We start from the raw sequence: 16,340 nt of genomic DNA on the forward strand, positions 1-16,340 counted from the left end.
CTACGCCGCGAGCCGCTCCTCCCGGCGCAGTTCCTGGGGGCGCAGGTGGGTGACGCTCCGCCAGACCCACTCCAGGGGGCCCAGCCGGAAGCGACGCAGCCACCAGCGGGCGACCAGGGCCACCACCACGAAGTAGCCGGCGGCCAGCGCGTACTGCGCGAGCATGGGCACCTCTCCTTCGAAGGGCTTCAGCAGCAGGAACACCGCGGTGCTGCCCAGGTAGACGGTGAGCGTCATCCGGCCCAGGGGCGCCAGCGTGCCCAGGGCTCGGGCCACGGCACCGTCGCGGCGCAGCAGCCACCACACCAGCCCGAGGTAGAACAGGCCCCCGCCCAGGCCGGTCAGCGTGGACGAGAGGTTGGTCATCATCTCGGCCGGCAGCGGGGTCACCGGGACACCGTCGGGGCCCAGGACCGGGATGCCGTCGGCATCGAACTCCCTCGGGAAGAGCAGGTCGGAGCCGGCGAGGAGGCCCATGCCCACGACCTCTCCGATCAGGCCGCCCCACATCATCGGGGCAATGAGCCGGTTCGGTCCCGTGAAGTCCGGGGAGAGCTCGGGGCGGCGGGCCAGCCACACGCCCACGCAGAAGAACCCGAGGGTCTGTGGGATCGGTCCGATCAGCATGACCTGGACCGTCCCCGAACCCATGAGGGGCTCGAACAGCGGTGAGAGGAGGAACGATCCGGCCGCGAACCACAGCGGCCGGTTCGGCGAACCCGCCGTCATCAGCGGCAGCAGCGCGGCCAGGACCAGCGCGGTGATGGCGTAGTGGGCGAGAATGTCCCCGCTGAACACCAGCAGGTGCGGGATTCCGAAGAGGACGCCGAGGGCGACGTACCGGCGGAGCATGGTCGCCATGGGGCGCCCGCCACGACGGGTGACGGAACTCCAGGCCAGGACGGCTCCCACCCCGAGCAGCACCATCAACATGGCCCGGGCCTTGCCGGACATGAGCACGGAGAGCCCGACCTCCAGGACCGACGTGAGAACACTCGACTCACGTTCACCGGTCATCTCGCCCGGAAAGACGACGGCGGTGGCGTTCATCAGGACGACACCGATCATCGCGATCGCACGGGCGACGTCCAGGAACGCCACCCGTCGACCGCGGTCCGGAACGGCCGGTACGGCGGCACCATCCGGCACCGCGTCCGGGTTCGTGGCTGTGGTCAAGGTAGCGCCCCTTTCGGTTTCGACGAGGAGTTCAGCTTCGTCCCCGCGCCCCCTCGCGCACATCCACCGAACAGCCGAGACACCGGTCGGCCCGCGTCATCCCTTCGACCGAGGCCCGGAAGGGGCCCGGCGGCCTAGCCTTGGTCACCATGAACCGTTCCACCCTCACGAACAGGCTGTTCGCCCTCGCCGAGCGCAGATCCCGGTCCCTGTCGCGGTTGGCGGCGGCGGGGCTGGCGGTCGCGTTGCTCGTGGCCTCCGTGGAGGATCTGCGCAGCGTCCTCCACGCGCGGGCGCTGGACGACTGGCCGGGGCCGCCGCAATCCTCAATGGACTTCGCTCCTTGGATCGCCGGCACGCTCTGCGCGCTGATGGTCGGCCTGGCGGTGTGGCCCTGGGTCGGCCGTTGGGCCACCACGGCCGCCGGGACGCTCGCGCCCACGGTGGTGCTCGTGACCTCGGTGCTGCTGTGGCCGTCGCCGATGGGTTTGTTCGGCTATCGCATCTCCAACGCGGAGATGCTCGGCCTCCTGATCGTGCTGACCCTGGTGGTCCTGCGCTGCCACCCTTGGCAGATCCTGTTGGTGTCGACCATGTGCTATTTCGCGTTCCTGTCCGACTATCTGCGCGAGCCCTTCAGTCTCCAACCGACCGCCGCGTTGTCAATGGTGCTGGTGGGGTTGGCACCCGGTGCGTACCTGCGCTGGCGGGCGATGGAACGGCGGGCCCGGGTACACCGGGTCCGTGCCGAGGAACGGCTGGCGATCGCCCGGGACCTGCACGACGTGGTGGCGCACGAGGTGACCGGGATCGTGGTCCGGGTCCAGGCGTTGCGGCACGTGGCCGATCGCAGACCCGAACTGATCGGCGAGGCCCTGCCGGAGATCGAGGAGGCTGGCACCCGGGCCCTGGAGTCGATGCGCGGTATGGTCTCTCGGCTGCGTGGTCCGGAGGATGCCCCCTTGACGTCCGACCCGGTCGACGGGCTGCTGGCGCTCGCCGCCCCCGCCGAACACGGGCGTCCGGAGGTGTCGGTGCGGTTGGAGGGCCCCATGGCGGAACTGCCCCCGGAGGTCGGCACCGCGGCTTGGCGGATCGCGCAGGAGTCGGTGACGAACGCGCTGCGCCACGCGCGCGGGGCGTCCCGGGTGGACATCGACGTGCGGGCCGACGCCGACGCGATGACGCTCCGGGTGGTGGACGACGGCCGAGGCGGGGCCCGAGGCTCAGGCCCCGCCGGGGGCGGTCACGGTCTGGTCGGGATGGGAGAACGGGCCCGGGTGCTCGGCGGGGAGTTGTCCGCCGGCCCGAGCGGACAGGGGTGGACGGTGTCGGCGACGATCCCGGTACCGGAGAGAGGAACACGTTGACGATTCGGGTGCTGCTCGCCGACGACCAGAGCATGGTCCGGACGGGTTTTCGCTACATGCTCGACGCCGAGGACGACATCGCGGTGGTGGGCGAGGCCGGCGACGGGGTGGAAGCGGTCCGGCTGGCCGGGGAACTCCGGCCGGACGTGGTCCTCATGGACATTCGGATGCCGGGGGTGGACGGTCTGGAGGCCACCCGGCGGCTCGCCGGTCCGGGTGTCGAGGATCCGGTGAGGGTGGTCGTGGTGACCACCTTCGACATGGACGAGTACGTGCACGCCGCGTTGACCGGCGGCGCCGTGGGTTTCCTGCTCAAGGACGCGGGTCCGGCGTTGCTCATCGAGGCGGTGCGGGCGGCGGCCCGTGGGGACGCCCTGGTCTCGCCGCGGATCACCGTGCGGCTGCTGCGGCACTTCACCCGACCGCAGAAGCGGGAACCCGAACCCGACGAGAGGGGATTGACCGCCCGGGAGATGGACATCGTGCGCGAGGTGGCACGCGGCCTCACCAACATCGAGGTCGCCGCGGAACTTTACGTCACCGTGAGCACGGTCAAGACCCACCTGGCCCGGGTGCAGGAGAAGCTCGGTGCTCGCAACCGGGTGGAGGTCGCCATCTGGGCCCACCGCAGTGGTCTGGTCGCCTGAACTGTCCCGCTTGGCGAAAAAGTGAGCGGGTTCTGACCCTTTGGCCCGTGTCGCCCCCGTACCGACTCATGTGCGAAGCGTGATGATCGTGGAGGATCGCGTTGCGACGACACGTCTGCGAGGAATACCCCATGGCCACCATGCGTGCGGCCCGGTTGAACATCACCGAACGGACCCTGAAGGTCACCGACGTTCCCAAACCGGTCCCGGGACGGGGACAGGTCCTGGTCCGAGTGAGGGCCGCGGGTGTCTGCCTGTCCGACGTGCACCTGATCGAAGGCGGCCTGACCCCGCTCCACCTTCGGGAGGACGCCGTCACCCTGGGCCATGAGGTGGCGGGCGAGGTCGAGGAGATCGGCCCGGAGGTCTTCGGCCACCAGGTCGGTGACCGGGTGGCGCTCCAGGCCGGTGAACACGACCGCCGCGGACGACTGCTCACCCGCGGGGTGGACTACGACGGCGGATGGGCCGAGTACACGTTGGCCCATGAGGACACCCTCGTTCCGATCCCCGCCGACCTGCCGTTCGAACAGGCGGCGATCATTCCGGACGCGGTGTCCACCCCTTGGGCGGCGGTCTCCGTCACCGGTGACGTGCGCGCCGCGGAGGCGGTGTGCGTGTGGGGCGTGGGCGGTCTGGGCGCCCACGCGGTCCAGCTGCTGCGGATGGTCGGCGCGGCCCCGATCATCGCCGCCGACCCGGATGAGAGCGCGCGTGAGCGCGCCCTGGAGTACGGGGCCGACGAGGCGCTCGACTCCACCGCACCGGACTTCCTCACCCGGGTCGGGCAGCTCACCCATGGCCGCGGTCTGGACGTCGCCTTCGACTTCGCCGGGGTGCCGATCGTCCGGGAACAGGCCATTCGGCTCCTGGGCGAACACGGTCGGCTCGTGCTGGTGGGGCTGACCGAAAAGCCGCTGCACGTCGAGGACGGCATCCGGTTCGGTTACCTGCGCCAGCGGATCCTCGGCCACTACGGTTCCGAGGCCGAACACATGGTGGAGCTGATGGACCTGGTGCGCGCGGGCCGCCTGGACTTCTCCCGTTCCATCAGCGACACCTTCACCCTGGAACAGGCTCCCGAGGCGGTGGAACGGTTGGAGAAGCGGGTCGGGTCACCGGTCCGCCTGGTCCTTCGACCCTGATGCGCGACCTACCAGTCGCCGGTCCTGTAGTCCTTGAGGAAGCAGCCGTACAGGTCCTCGCCCAGCTCGCCACGGACGATCGGGTCGTAGACCCGCGCCGCCCCGTCCTCCAGGTCGAGAGGTGCGTGGAACCCGGCGTCGGCGAGGCGTTCCCGGTCCGGGTGCGGACGCTCGTCGGTGATCCACCCGGTGTCGACGCTGGTCATGAGGATGCCGTCGGACTCCAGCATCTCCTCGGCGCTGGTCCGGGTGAGCTGGTTCAGCGCGGACTTGGCCATGTTGGTGTGCGGGTGTCCGGGTCCCTTGTAGCCGCGGCCGAACACACCCTCCATCGCGGAAACGTTGACCACGTACGTGCGCCGGGCCGGAGACGCCGCCAGTGCCGGGCGCAACCGGTTCACCAGCAGGAACGGAGCGCTGACGTTGCACAGCTGGACTTCGAGCATCTCCACGGGGTCGATCTCCCCCGTCGCCTGAGTCCAGCTGTTGACCGGAGCCAGGTCGGGGACGAGGCCGCCGGCGTCGATGGCACCGCCCGCACGGACCCGGTCGGGGTGAGCGGCGCCGGTGGTCAGCGCCAGTGAGGTGAGCATCTCCGGGGTGAGAACGTGCGGTGCGACGCCGGCGATCTCCGCCTCGCCGGCGCCCTCCACGGCGCGTGGGCGCACGCCTCCGAGCACCAAGGGTTCGGGCAACCCGTCACCGGTGAGCGGTTCGGCCTCCGCGGCGATGAGCGGCGCGTAGGAGCCGGGTGAACGCCGTACGGTCTGCGCGGCGTTGTTGATGAGGATGTCCAGGTGACCCCGCTCGATCACCGAGTCGGCCAGCCGCAGGACCTGTGCGGGGTCGCGCAGGTCGATCCCGATGACGTCGAGCCGGTGCAGCCACCGGTCGCTGTCGGGCATCGCGGCGAAGCGACGCACGGCGTCGTTGGGGAAGCGCGTGGTGATGGTGGTGTGGGCTCCGTCGCGCAGCAGGCGCAGCGCGATGTACATGCCGATCTTGGCGCGACCGCCGGTCAGCAGGGCACGGCGACCGGTGAGGTCGGTGCGGGCGTTGCGGCGCTCCCGGTTGAAGGCCGCGCACCCCGGACACAGCTGGTGGTAGAAGGCGTCGACCTCGCGGTACTTCTGCTTGCACACGTAGCAGGGGCGGGCCCTGCGCAGGACCCCGGCGAGCGCTCCGGTGCTGCCGCTGGTGAGCGCGCGACCGTTGGTCTCGTCGTCGATCCGGTCCGGCGCCGCGGTGGCCGTGGCCGCCATGACGGCACCGTCGTGGAGCTTCTCCGCGGTCCGGCGTTCCTTGCGTCGCCGCTCCTTGAGCGCCTTGAAGAGGCCGGCTGTGGCCCGTTGGAGGACGAGCGAGTCGTCGTGGTCGGGGGGCAGCGTCTCGGCCTTCGCCAGGACCTCCAGGCATCGCCGAAGGTCCTCCGGGTCGATCCCATCGGCCGTCACCCTGGTCACCGTCTCCGTCATCTCCGCACCTACCGCTGTTCCTCGTGCCCGCTCGTCCGGACCAACTGGAACCTTATGTGCAGTATCGGACCGGGAGCGCCCGGCCCCGGCCGCTTCGATTAGTCTCCGCGTCCGCGAGGGGCGACCATGGGGGAGTCAACGTCGACTTGTGCGGCACCAGAGGTGTCCGCGAACGAGGGAGGCCCCATGTCCCAGCCCGGGTCCGGACCGAGCACCGCCGAGCGCGAGTTCGTGGTGCTGTTGGACGAGGAGCACCGTCCCATCGGTTCGGCGGACAAGGCCGTGGTGCACACCGAGGACACCCCGCTGCACCTGGCGTTCTCCAGCTACGTGGTCGGCCCGGACGGCCGGGTACTGCTCACCCGGCGCGCGCTGGACAAGACCACCTGGCCGGGGGTGTGGACCAACAGTTGCTGTGGGCACCCGGCCCCGGAGGAGTCCGTGGCGGACGCGATCCGGCGCAGGGCCCGTCAGGAACTCGGGATCGAGTTGACCGAGATCACCGACGCGCTGCCGGACTTCCGGTACCGGGCGGTGTCGGCCGAGGGCATCGTGGAGAACGAGTTCTGCCCGGTGTTCTGGGCCCGGACCGAGGACGAACCCGCTCCGAACCCCGATGAGGTGGCCGAATACGTGTGGGCGCCGTGGGAGGACGTGGTGACTCTCGCCGAACGCACCCCTTGGGCGATCAGCCCGTGGGCCGTCGAACAGGTACCGCGTCTGAACGCCGCGCGTAAGGATTGATGCCCGGCCCCGCCTGGGAGGTCAGTCTTCCCAGGTGGGGTCGTACAGGGGGTGGCCGCGGTAGACGGCGGCGAGGTACTTCACCGCGAGCCGCCATGCCAGCAGCTCCGACCAGGGGTCGCCTTTGACCTTCACGGCCGCTCCGGAGTCGTCCAGGATGCGCATGCTGGCGGTGTGCGCCTCGGTGTAGCCCTGGACGATCTTGCGCTTGGCCGCGACTTCGGCCAGCGCTCTCTCCCGACCGCGTGAACCCACGGGCACGGCCTTGGAAGCGCGTTCGTCCTCATCCAGACGTGCCTTCAGGAACTCGACGATGGTCAACGGACAACCCCTCCTCTGTCCCCCCAATGCCATATATAAGGTTCAGTATCTGCCATATGGCCCATTCGAGCCACCCCGGTAGACCCCCGTCGACCGATGTTCCCCAAGTGCTGTTCCCCGCTCGGATCGCCTTAGTCACAGCCCTCGAACTGCGGCACGCTGCGGACCACTTCGAGACCGGTCTCACCGAACCACTCGTCGAGCAGAACGGACGCCGTCTCGTCCTGGTACATCTCGCTGACCGCCTTGTTCACCGCCTCACAGGCCGCCACGTCACCGTAGGGCAACCCGACCCCGTACTTCTCGTCCGTGAACGGGTTGTTGACGAACTGGAACGCGTCGGGGTCCTCGGCGAGGAACCCGGCGAGGATCAGGTTGTCGGTGGACACCGCGTCCACCTCCCCCTCGGCGAGCCGCTCGATGCAGGCGCTGTAGCTCTCCGCCTCCTGTAGCTCGGACACGTCGATCCCCAGGCCGTCGGTGATCCGGAGCGCCGAGTTGGAGCCCTCGCCCTGGCAGACGCTGCGCCCCGCCAGGTCGCGGACCCCGGACACCTCGTTCTCGTCGGCGCGCACCAGGATGTCCTGCTTGGCCACGTAGTACGGACCACCGAAGGTCACCTCGGTCTTGCGGGCGGGGGTGATGGAATAGGTCGCCACGACCATGTCCACCTCACCGCTGATCAACTTGTCCTCGCGCTCGGCCGAGGTGACCCCGACCAGCTCCACGTCGGTGATCCCCATCCGTTCGGCGATCTCGTGGGCCATGTCCACGTCGAACCCGACGAGCTCGCCGCCCTCCTCCAGGCCCAGCCCGGGTTGGTCGGCCTTGACCCCGATGGTCAGCGAATCCGCGTCCACCAGCGACTTCTCATCCTCCGCCGAGCAGGCGGACAGCACCAGCGTCGCCGTGGCGACCAGGGCCGCCACGGACCACGCGCGACGGCGTCCGAACCACATGTGCGTGTTCCCCTCGATCCGACTGTTCATCTCGATCAGCCCGTCAGCGGTACTCGGCGAGCCGGGGACGGACCCCGATCACCACCAGGGTCAGCAGGATCAGCGCGCCGACCGGAAGACCCCAGGTCCACGGCGCGAGCGCCGCGTCCCCACGATCGATGCCGTCGGTGAACTCCTCCCGATGCAGGTCGATCAGCCCGTCCAGGGCGTCCATGTAGGCGGGGAAGACCCCCTCCTCGGTGTGGGACACACCCATCCGGACGTCGATGGCGGCCTCCAGGTCACCGTCGCGCGCGGCGGCGCGCAGCCTCTGGTCCTCGACCTGCACGTCGTTGTAGGCCGACAGCACCTCGGCGAGCGCGTCCTCCTGTCCGGGAAGCAGCGCTTCTTGGGCACTCTGTCCCAGGTAGCCCAACGTTCCGGGGTCCCGCGAATCCGAACCGTCCGATCCGGGCAGCTCCGGGAACGCCTCGGAGACCTCGCCGATCTCCGCGTAGTAGTCCTCCAGGGTGCTCGCCGGGCGGAAGAGCACCTGCTGCGACCGCTCCAGGTAGACCTGCTGGTAGTTGTCGGCGAACACGTCGTCGATCAGGTAGCGGCTCTGGTCCGCCTGCATGTCCGTGGTGATGGCGCCCGCACGAGCCAGCGCCATCGCGGCGTCCAACCCCTCGTCCTTCGCCTCGCTCTGATGTCCGCCACTGCTGTTGAGCGCGAGCGTGACCCCGACCGTCAGGACCATGGCCCCGACGGTGGCGACCAGGAGCGGGGCGTTGAACCGACGGCGGAACCGCACCCGCAGGTACAGCTGGAGGGCGATGAGGGCGGCGACGGTGGCCACCCCGACCCCGCCGACCCACACCAGCCCCATCGCGACGGCGGACTGCCCCTCCTCGTGGTTGGTGCGCACGATCGCTGATGAGTCCAGCCCCAGGTTGAACGCCTTGGGCAGGAGTTCGGTGTGCATCAGCCGCGTGGCCTGCCGGTAGCTTCGCAGGGCCTCGGGGTCGACCTCCCCCGGCGGGGCGCCGGCCTCGTCGTTGAGCAGACGGGCCTCCGCGGCCAACTGCTCATAGGCGCCGATCCCGTCCAGGACCGCCTGGACGTTGTACTCCTCGACCGTGTCGCCCTCGGTCAGCGAGGCCGCTTGAAGCAGGGCCTCGTTGGCCTGGCCCCGGCTGCTCTCGTAACCGGCCTCGGATTCCTCGCGCCCCGATCCGAGATCGTGGTCGGTGCCCATGAGGAGGATGTTCACCACCCTGGCGTCCATGTCGGCCAGGGCCAGGTACAGCTCGGTGGTGGCCATCGCCTGCGGACCGGCGTCCCGGCCCAGGACGTCGAGTCCGTCACGGGCCTGGCCGAGGGTGACGGTCGCGGACCCGAACAGTCCCACGATGGTCGCCACGCACAGCAGGGACAGCATCCACACCCGAGCGGGGGTGGTGCTCAGGGTCGATCGGAGCCCTGGTGACCAGGAGCGCGACCGCGGCGCGGGGTCTCCCCTGCCGGCCGCCGAGGCGACACCTGTTCCGTTGGGGCGCGGTCCGCCGGGCACCGGGACACCGGGTGCTCGGGGTGGTGGTCCGGGCGGCAGCGAGGGAGCGCCCGGTTCGGGTCGCCCTGCCACCTGTTCGGGGTTCGGGGGCATCAACGGGGTTCACCCCTTCTGGAGGAGGATGGCGGTCCACGCTCCGACGTAGATCCGGTCGCTGTCGTTCAGGGGGACCTCCACGTTGTGCGTTATGGGGTTGGCGGTCCCGTTGATCGTGGTCCCGTTGGTCGAGCCCGGGTCCAGCAACGACCAGGTGCCTCCGGGGCGGGCCAGCAGGATGGCGTGGATGTGGGAGATCGCGGGGTCCCCACCGGGCCCGCCCAGATCGATCTCGGGGAAGAACCCGCGTGAGCGGCTCCCCCGACCGATGTGCACACGGTCTCCCTCAAGGGTCACCCGGCGCTGTCGTTGACCGGTGGGGAAGTCGATCCGATCGGAGTCGAGCATCCCCTGGTCGGCCATGTACTGGTAGTAGGCGGGGTCGGCGGCGACGATCGCGCGCCAGCGCACCCCCGTTGGAGCGCTCCCGGGGTCCGACATCCGGCGTTGGTGGCTGCCGGACCGAGACGCGAAGTCGTAGCCGCACTCCTCGCAGAAGCGACCGGCCCGGAAGGTACCGCATTCCGGGCAGGGGCCGCCGCGCTGCGCCGGTACGGGTCGGGGCGGCTCCGGACGACGCTGTCCGGAGGCGATCGGTGGGACGGTCAGCGCTTGGAGGCGTAGCCCGCAGATGTCACAGAAGTCGGTGGCCGTGGAGTGGTGCCCTGAAGGGCAACTCGGCATGGGTCCCTCCTACCCGGGTCCGAGGGCACCGTCGGTGTCCGGCCCGCTCTGGCGGGGTCGGGTCCGTACGGTCCGGGTCGAGTTGGTGTCGAGGGTCATCTCGTCGACCTTGTCGACGCTGGACTTGAGCCGAACGGTTCCGGTGGCCGGGTCGATCACGTCGACGACCCGATCGAGCAGCTTCGCCGTCTCCTCGTTGCCCGACTCGTGTGCGAGCGCGACGGCCCGACCCAACCGTGTGGTGGCGGTCGACTCGTCCCCCTCGCGACGGGCCGTGAGCCCGTCCTGGATCGCCCGGGCCAGTTCCACCTGACCCGTGTAGTGGGCCACCCGAGGGTGGATCTCGGTGGCCCGGGCCTCATCCTGTGTCCACTCGGCGAGGATGTTCCCCGAGGCCAGGACCTCGTCCCGGTCCGGGGTCTCGCCGGGCATCACCACGCGCGCCCATCCGGCGCGCAGTTGCCGTCCGGGATCGCCCGCGGGCACCTCGACGCACACGTGGTAGTCGCGGCTCTCGGTGCCCCAGGACCCGGTCGGGTAGTCGTTGGCCTGCTGTACCCGTTGGACCGCCCGATCGGTGAGGTCCTGGACCGTGGGCGCGACCTGTTTGACGAAGCGCACCACGGAGTTCTGCGGGGCCCACAGGCGCAGCGCCACGTCGGCCACGGTCTTGCCCATGGACGCCTGGGCCATCGCCCGGAAGTCGGCGGTCAGGTCGGCGGGGTCGGCGACGATGCCGGGGCCGCCGCCCAGGAGCGCCGCGTCGATGCGGCGCAGTTCCTCGACCTTCCAGTCGGTGCCGACCCCACGGCAGTCGCAGACGAATCTGCCCGCGAGGCGCCGGAGCACCCCCTCGAAGACGTCGGACATCTCGTTGTTCTGACCGTCGGTGAGCAGGATGGCGTGCTTGATGCCCTCACCACCGGAGTCGAACAGCTCCGCGGCCTTGAGCAGCCAGGAACCCATCCGGGTGCCCCCGTCGGCGCACAGTCGACCCACGGCCTCCAGGGCCTCCGCCCGGGTCCCGTCGTTCACCTCGACCAGCCGGTCGGCGGTGGGGTAGATCATCTGGGCTTCGCGGTGGCCGGCGACCACCGCGAAGCGGACGCCGTCGCGCAGGGCCTCGATCGCGGCGCGGGCCGCCTGCTTGGCCGCGTTGATCTTCTCCCCGTACATGGACCCGGAGGTGTCGATGATGATCACTTCCGAGGCGCGCACCGAGGTTCCCACCAGGACGGGGCTGTGGGAGGTCACGCTCACCACGGCGTGCACCTCCGTGCCGCCCAGCGGTAGGTAGGGGTTCTGGTCGACCTCGACCCGGAACTCGGGGCCGGCGGCCCGGTCAGACGTGTTCGGCACGGTGACCCCCTGTGGGTACGGGTATGACGACGACGGTGATGTTGTCTCTGCCGCCGGCTCTCAACGCCAGGCCGACGTAGGTGCGAGCCGCTTCCAGGGGTGCGGTGCCCAGGTCCGGCACCGCGTCGGTCAGGGCCTCGGCCTCCGAGTAGTAGTTCCACAGACCATCGCTGCACAGCAGGACGGCGCCGGGTCCGATCGGAGTCACGGTGGAGATGTGCGCGTCGATCTCACCGGAGTCCGCGCCCATCCAGGCGATGAGCGCGTGGGCGTTGGCCGAACGCATGGCCTCTTCCCTGGACAGGGCGCCCATCTGGACCATCGCCTCGCTCCAAGAGTCGTCCCGGGTGAGCAGGGTCGAGGTGCTGGACGTGGGGCCTCCGGAGAGCCAGTAGGCACGGCTGTCGCCGACCCAGCCGACGGTCACCGCCCCCGTCCGCGGGCACGTCACGGCCGACACGAAGGTGCAGGCCGGCGCGGAGTCGGGCGATTCGGCGATGGCCGCGACGGCCCGGGCGGCCTGGGTCATCGCCACGCCGGTGGCCTCTCGGGGGTCCACACCCTGGCGCAGGCGTTCGGCGAGCACGGTCGCGCCCGTCTCGGCGGTCACCCTGGAGGCCTCGTCGGAGCGGGGCGAACTGGAGACCCCGTCGCAGACCACCGCGACGACGGCGCCCGCCGCGTGCGGAGAGTGCTCCTCGATCACCCGGATGGCCATGGCGTCCTCGTTGCGTTTGTGCCGCAACCCGCGGTCGCTGACCCCGAAGGCCTTTCCCGCGCGCACTTCCACGTGGTCGCGGCCGGTGGGCTGGAGGAAGCCGCACTTCTCGCAGTAGCCGTCCGTCACCCGCCCGGGACACCACACGCACAGACCGGGGTTGGCGACCGCGACCGGGTTGCTGCCCGTGGCGGGTGGCGGCCACTCGGGGGCGACGTTCGGCGAGACCGATATCGGACCGGCCTCCGGGATCACCGCGTCGCGGCGTATGGGCTGTGTGACCTGAGCGTCGGCGTCGTCCAGGGCGATCCCGGCCATGCTCTCCTGGGGCGCGGTCGGCACCACATCGGGTGCCGCCGCCTCCACGGGGAGGTTCCGGCCGCAGCTCTCGCAGAAGGCGTCGCTCATCGACACGGTGTCCGCGCAGGCGGGGCAGGTCCGGACCATCGTCATCGCCGTTCCTTCGATCCTCAGAGCAGGGTCACGGGGCGTAGGGAGTTCGCCTTGTCGATGAGCGCGTAACGCTCCCGGCCGCGGCCGGTCCGGTGGGCCAGGGACCGGTAGCGACGTTCCAGGTTGGAGCGCACTCCGTCCTCGGTGAACCCGTCATCGAGAAGGCGGCTCCCAGGGGGCGGGGCCCCGCCTGTCCGGAGCCACTCCAGGGCGGACTCCAGAACCCGTGCGGCCAGTCGGTCGACGGACTCGCTGTCCAGGCCGATCCGGTCGAGCCGCTCTCCCGCCCTGACGAGGTCCATGCCGTCGCCGGTGCCCCTGGCCAGCACGGAGATCAGGGCGGTCTGGGCGTGGACGTACATACTGGACAGTTCCGGGACGGTGTCCAGGACCTCGATGGCGGCGGTCCGGTCGCTTTGGGCCAGCCGGATCCGGGCCAGCCCGAACGCCGCGCTCACGTAGGAGTGGTCGGTCATCCATACCGTGGCGTACCGGCGTGCGGCGACGTCGTGTTCACCGGTGCGTTCGCAGGCCAGGGCGAGCCCGAGCTTGGGGGCGGCCTCCCCGGGCAGGTGATCGTACAACTCGGCGAAATGCTTCCGGGCCTCGTGGAAGCGGCCGGTGCTCAACTCGGCGACGGCGAGGTACCACATGGTGCGCCAGTCGCCGGGGACCGCGAAGCTGAACCGTTCCAGTACGTCCAGCGACTCCTTGTAGCGGCCGACGGTCATCAGCGCCCGGGACAGCATGAGCAGGGTCTCCGGTGAGGGCGTCCTCGCGGAGCGCAGGATCGGGATGAGCTCGCTTGGGGCCAGGCCCACGTGGTTGCGCAGGTGTTGGGCGGCGGGGTCGAACTGGTCGATGAGCGGTGCGGGGAGCAGCGCCGCGGCCTCGATGGCGCTGGGTGGGGACAGCATCCGGTCCGCGTCGGGGGCGCCGGATTCGGGCAACCCGGTGAAGGTCTCGCCACCGAAGAGCACGGAGGCGGCCGGGTGAGGCGTCCCCTGGATCTCGGCGAGCACCTCGCGCAGCACACCGGTGAGCTGGTCGGCCATGTCCCCGGCGTCGTGGAAGCGCGCGTCGGGGTCCCGGTGGGTCGCCCGGCGCAGAAGCCGGTCGTAGGACTCGAACCGTCGCTGCAACGGCACCTCGTGCCGGGGCGGGAGGTCGTGCGGGTACTTGCGGATGAAGCTGAAGTGGAAGCTGAGCACCGCCAGGGCCCGTCCCACCGAGTACAGGTCGGCGCTGATGCTGGGGCCCGGGCCGCGTAGTTCGTCCTCGGGGACCCGGTATCCGGGGGTGGTGTAAACGGGGCTGAGCCCGTCGTCCATGCGTCGGACGCCGCCCAGGTCGATGAGCTTGATCTGCTCCTCGCTCTGGATGACGTTGTCCGGCTTGAAGTCGCAGTACAGCAGGCCCTTGGAGTGCAGGTACCCCAGGGCCCTCAAGCACTCCAACCCGTAGGCGATGACCTGTTCGAGGGGCAGGACCTCCTCGCTCGCCCCTTGATCCCGACACTCGATGAGCAACTCCCGCAGCGACTTGCCGCCCACGTACTCCATGACGATGTGGCCGCCGGGGATGCCGGTACGCGGGTCCGGGTGCTGGGAGAAGTTGATGATCTTGACGATGTTGGGGTGCTCGACCTCGGAGAGGAAGGCCCGTTCGGCGGCGGCCGCCTTGTGCGCCTCGGCGTCACCGGCGTTGAGCAGGCCCTTCAGCACGACCCAGCGGTTGTTGACGTTGCGGTCCCGGGCCAGGTAGATCCAGCCCAGACCACCGTGGGCCAGGCAGCCGAGCACCTCGTACTGGTCACCGACCACGTCACGATCGACCAACTTGGGGGTGAACGAGAACTGGGTTCCGCACTGACGACAGAAACCCTCGGTGCGTCCCGGATGGTCGCCGTTGGACCGGCCGACCTTCTCGGAGCAGTTGCCGCAGAAGCGGTTCTTCTCCGAGACGACCGGGGCGGTCATGATCGCCTCCGAGGGGTCCTTCGCCGGCACCAGGGGGACCTGGACCATGCCCAGTCCGAGCATGCCGCGTCGGGAACCGGCACTGGAGGTGCGTCCGCTGCGCGTGCTGCCGATGGAACCCGCGATGCTTCCGGGCCCGGAACGTCCCGAGATGCGGACGTTGCCGGAGCTGATCGGATGCGAGTGGACGGATATCTCGGTGATCTCCAGGTCCCGGCCGGAGGGGCCGGCGCCCTGCGGGGGGACGAAGGACGGCCGGGGACCGGCTGAGGGCGCCGGGGTACGCGTGGTCGGGGCGTCCATGGGCGCCAGGCCGCACACGCCACAGAAACCGTCCTCGATCAGCCCCTGACAGCCGGGGGAAGCGCACTCGCTCATCTGTTCACACCACCATCGTTCTCGCCGTCTGACGCGCGATCACCCGCTCTGGTTCTGATCGAGGGGGTTTCGGTTCCCGCGAGTTCCTGGAGCGTCCTCTGGTAGGCGGACAGCGCCACGGTGGCGGCCCGCAGGTCACAGGGGGCGTTCCACAGTTCCCAGTGCGCACGCCCATGGGATTCGACGAGTCGTTCGTCTTCGGCCAACCCCAGGCGCACCGCCCTGGCGCGGAAGGCGTCCAACCGCCCTCTCAGTTCGGCCCTGCGTTGGAGGAGACCGCCGAGGTTGCGTTCCCGATCGCGCGCGTCGTCCCCGGTCTCGTGCACGGAGCGTTCCAGTTCCCCCAGGCGGGCGCCCAGGGCCCGCCACCGTCGCCGGGATCGCAGGGCGTCCATCGCGGTGACGGCCGCGCGCAGTTCCGGAACCGGGTCGGGGACGTCGATGGCCGCCGGGGAGGAGATCTTCGCGACCACGCGGGTGCGCAGTTCACGGCAGCGCGTCACCACCTGTTCGACGTCGTCGATGGCCGAATCGAGTCGACCGACGCTCTCGTCGTAGGAGTCGCGCATGCGCAGGGCGTCCCGGAGTTCGCCCCGGGTCCGATCGAGGACCGAACGCAGACGGTCCAGGGCGGAGGTGTCCACGCCACCGTCGACGACCAGTGCCAACGGGTCACGGCGTACGGTGTCCCCGACCCGCTCCAGCTCGGCGCGCAGGCCCTCGTGCGCGTCGTCGGGGACCTCCACCATGTCCGAGAGCGTGCAGACCTCCTGCCACATGGCGTCGAGTTCGTTGAGCCGGGGATGGAGGGCGTCCCAGGAGGTCTCCACCGCGGAGACGACCTCCGTGATCGCCTCGTAGTCGGCGGTCATCCGGGCGGTGGCCTCGGCCAGGGTGATGCTCTCGGTGTCGGGGTCGAGCAGGCCGCGTTCGTGCACGGGGACTTCGTCCAAGGGCAGGATCACGGACTCGCCCGTGAGCAGCCGGGTGAGCTCGTCCTGCGGTTCGGCCACGCCGGTCTCGCGCAGGCGCACGGCGGTCTCGACCACCGACTCGAAGACGGCGTGGGTCCGCCACAACCGGTGGGCGTGCCCGTCCGCGACCGCCCAACGGCTTCGGGTCCCGCCGACCGGATCGGCGCCGCAGAGGAGGCGGTACGTCCCGTGCCGCTCCAGGTCGGTCAGGTTCAGGGAGATCCGGTCGACCTCACCACGGACACGGTTGAGCGCGTGGTCGATCCCCTCCCAGCTCATCGGCGGCATGCCGAGCCCCGACGCGTTCGCC

The 16,340-nt window shown here is 70.2% G+C and carries 14 protein-coding genes; 4 read left to right on the plus strand and 10 right to left on the minus strand.

Going from position 1 to position 16,340, the window contains the following annotated elements; translation table 11 throughout:
* The gene (locus BQ8420_RS16385; RefSeq protein WP_235006292.1) at positions 1 to 1,176 is read right to left on the minus strand and encodes a DUF418 domain-containing protein; all 1,176 of its coding nucleotides are present in this window, start codon (positions 1,174 to 1,176) and stop codon (positions 1 to 3) included.
* A 149-nt stretch (positions 1,177 to 1,325) separates the two neighbouring features.
* Between BQ8420_RS16385 and BQ8420_RS16390 the strand changes: the two genes are divergently transcribed.
* From BQ8420_RS16390 to BQ8420_RS16400, 3 genes are all read left to right on the plus strand, one after another.
* Positions 1,326 to 2,546, plus strand: coding sequence for a sensor histidine kinase (locus tag BQ8420_RS16390; protein ID WP_087100027.1), 1,221 nt, complete (start codon positions 1,326 to 1,328; stop codon positions 2,544 to 2,546).
* Positions 2,543 to 3,193 carry a response regulator transcription factor gene (locus tag BQ8420_RS16395; RefSeq protein ID WP_087100000.1) on the plus strand — a complete coding sequence of 217 codons (651 nt, stop codon included), beginning with the start codon at positions 2,543 to 2,545 and terminating at the stop codon, positions 3,191 to 3,193. Before BQ8420_RS16390 ends, BQ8420_RS16395 begins: the two co-directional genes overlap by 4 nt.
* 131 nt (positions 3,194 to 3,324) lie before the next feature.
* Positions 3,325 to 4,338 carry a zinc-binding dehydrogenase gene (locus tag BQ8420_RS16400; RefSeq protein ID WP_087100001.1) on the plus strand — a complete coding sequence of 338 codons (1,014 nt, stop codon included), beginning with the start codon at positions 3,325 to 3,327 and terminating at the stop codon, positions 4,336 to 4,338.
* Between the two features lie 8 nt (positions 4,339 to 4,346).
* Here BQ8420_RS16400 and BQ8420_RS16405 read toward each other — a convergent pair whose 3' ends face one another.
* Positions 4,347 to 5,813, minus strand: coding sequence for an SDR family oxidoreductase (locus BQ8420_RS16405; protein ID WP_087100002.1), 1,467 nt, complete (start codon positions 5,811 to 5,813; stop codon positions 4,347 to 4,349).
* A gap of 186 nt (positions 5,814 to 5,999) precedes the next feature.
* Here BQ8420_RS16405 and idi point away from each other — a divergent pair, with 186 nt between their 5' ends.
* Positions 6,000 to 6,557, plus strand: a complete 558-nt coding sequence (gene idi, locus BQ8420_RS16410) for an isopentenyl-diphosphate Delta-isomerase (RefSeq protein WP_087100003.1) — start codon at positions 6,000 to 6,002, stop codon at positions 6,555 to 6,557.
* 21 nt (positions 6,558 to 6,578) lie between these two features.
* Here the strand turns inward: idi and BQ8420_RS16415 are convergent, their stop codons facing one another.
* The 8 genes from BQ8420_RS16415 to BQ8420_RS16450 form a co-directional block, all read right to left on the minus strand.
* A complete protein-coding gene (locus BQ8420_RS16415) occupies positions 6,579 to 6,878 on the minus strand; it encodes a DUF6221 family protein (RefSeq protein WP_087100004.1) in 300 nt (99 codons plus the stop codon).
* Positions 6,879 to 7,009: 131 nt separating this feature from the next.
* The gene (locus BQ8420_RS16420) at positions 7,010 to 7,837 is read right to left on the minus strand and encodes a glutamate ABC transporter substrate-binding protein (protein ID WP_087100028.1); all 828 of its coding nucleotides are present in this window, start codon (positions 7,835 to 7,837) and stop codon (positions 7,010 to 7,012) included.
* 43 nt (positions 7,838 to 7,880) lie between these two features.
* The gene (locus BQ8420_RS16425) at positions 7,881 to 9,482 is read right to left on the minus strand and encodes a hypothetical protein (protein WP_235006294.1); all 1,602 of its coding nucleotides are present in this window, start codon (positions 9,480 to 9,482) and stop codon (positions 7,881 to 7,883) included.
* Positions 9,483 to 9,491: 9 nt separating this feature from the next.
* Positions 9,492 to 10,169, minus strand: coding sequence for an FHA domain-containing protein (locus tag BQ8420_RS16430; protein WP_087100005.1), 678 nt, complete (start codon positions 10,167 to 10,169; stop codon positions 9,492 to 9,494).
* 9 nt (positions 10,170 to 10,178) lie between these two features.
* Positions 10,179 to 11,528, minus strand: a complete 1,350-nt coding sequence (locus tag BQ8420_RS16435; protein ID WP_087100006.1) for a VWA domain-containing protein — start codon at positions 11,526 to 11,528, stop codon at positions 10,179 to 10,181.
* A complete protein-coding gene (locus BQ8420_RS16440; protein ID WP_087100007.1) occupies positions 11,512 to 12,699 on the minus strand; it encodes a PP2C family serine/threonine-protein phosphatase in 1,188 nt (395 codons plus the stop codon). Before BQ8420_RS16440 ends, BQ8420_RS16435 begins: the two co-directional genes overlap by 17 nt.
* Positions 12,700 to 12,716: 17 nt before the next feature.
* Complete coding sequence (locus BQ8420_RS16445) at positions 12,717 to 15,056, minus strand: serine/threonine-protein kinase (protein WP_087100008.1); 2,340 nt, start codon at positions 15,054 to 15,056, stop codon at positions 12,717 to 12,719.
* Positions 15,053 to 16,309, minus strand: a complete 1,257-nt coding sequence (locus tag BQ8420_RS16450; RefSeq protein WP_087100009.1) for a hypothetical protein — start codon at positions 16,307 to 16,309, stop codon at positions 15,053 to 15,055. The genes BQ8420_RS16445 and BQ8420_RS16450 overlap by 4 nt, the downstream gene beginning before the upstream one ends.
* Between the last annotated feature and the right edge of the window lie 31 nt (positions 16,310 to 16,340).

Origin of the sequence: Nocardiopsis sp. JB363 (assembly GCF_900143625.1) — a bacterium.
Classification (GTDB): Bacteria; Actinomycetota; Actinomycetes; order Streptosporangiales; family Streptosporangiaceae; genus Nocardiopsis.

Coding starts and splice junctions, on each gene's coding strand:
- BQ8420_RS16390 (WP_087100027.1), top strand. CDS start 1,326: ATGAACCGTTCCACCCTCACGAACAGGCTGTTCGCCCTCGCCGAGCGC.
- BQ8420_RS16400 (WP_087100001.1), top strand. CDS start 3,325: ATGGCCACCATGCGTGCGGCCCGGTTGAACATCACCGAACGGACCCTG.
- BQ8420_RS16405 (WP_087100002.1), bottom strand. CDS start 5,813: ATGACGGAGACGGTGACCAGGGTGACGGCCGATGGGATCGACCCGGAG.
- idi (WP_087100003.1), top strand. CDS start 6,000: ATGTCCCAGCCCGGGTCCGGACCGAGCACCGCCGAGCGCGAGTTCGTG.
- BQ8420_RS16420 (WP_087100028.1), bottom strand. CDS start 7,837: ATGTGGTTCGGACGCCGTCGCGCGTGGTCCGTGGCGGCCCTGGTCGCC.
- BQ8420_RS16425 (WP_235006294.1), bottom strand. CDS start 9,482: ATGCCCCCGAACCCCGAACAGGTGGCAGGGCGACCCGAACCGGGCGCT.
- BQ8420_RS16430 (WP_087100005.1), bottom strand. CDS start 10,169: ATGCCGAGTTGCCCTTCAGGGCACCACTCCACGGCCACCGACTTCTGT.
- BQ8420_RS16440 (WP_087100007.1), bottom strand. CDS start 12,699: ATGACGATGGTCCGGACCTGCCCCGCCTGCGCGGACACCGTGTCGATG.
- BQ8420_RS16445 (WP_087100008.1), bottom strand. CDS start 15,056: ATGAGCGAGTGCGCTTCCCCCGGCTGTCAGGGGCTGATCGAGGACGGT.
- BQ8420_RS16450 (WP_087100009.1), bottom strand. CDS start 16,309: ATGAGCTGGGAGGGGATCGACCACGCGCTCAACCGTGTCCGTGGTGAG.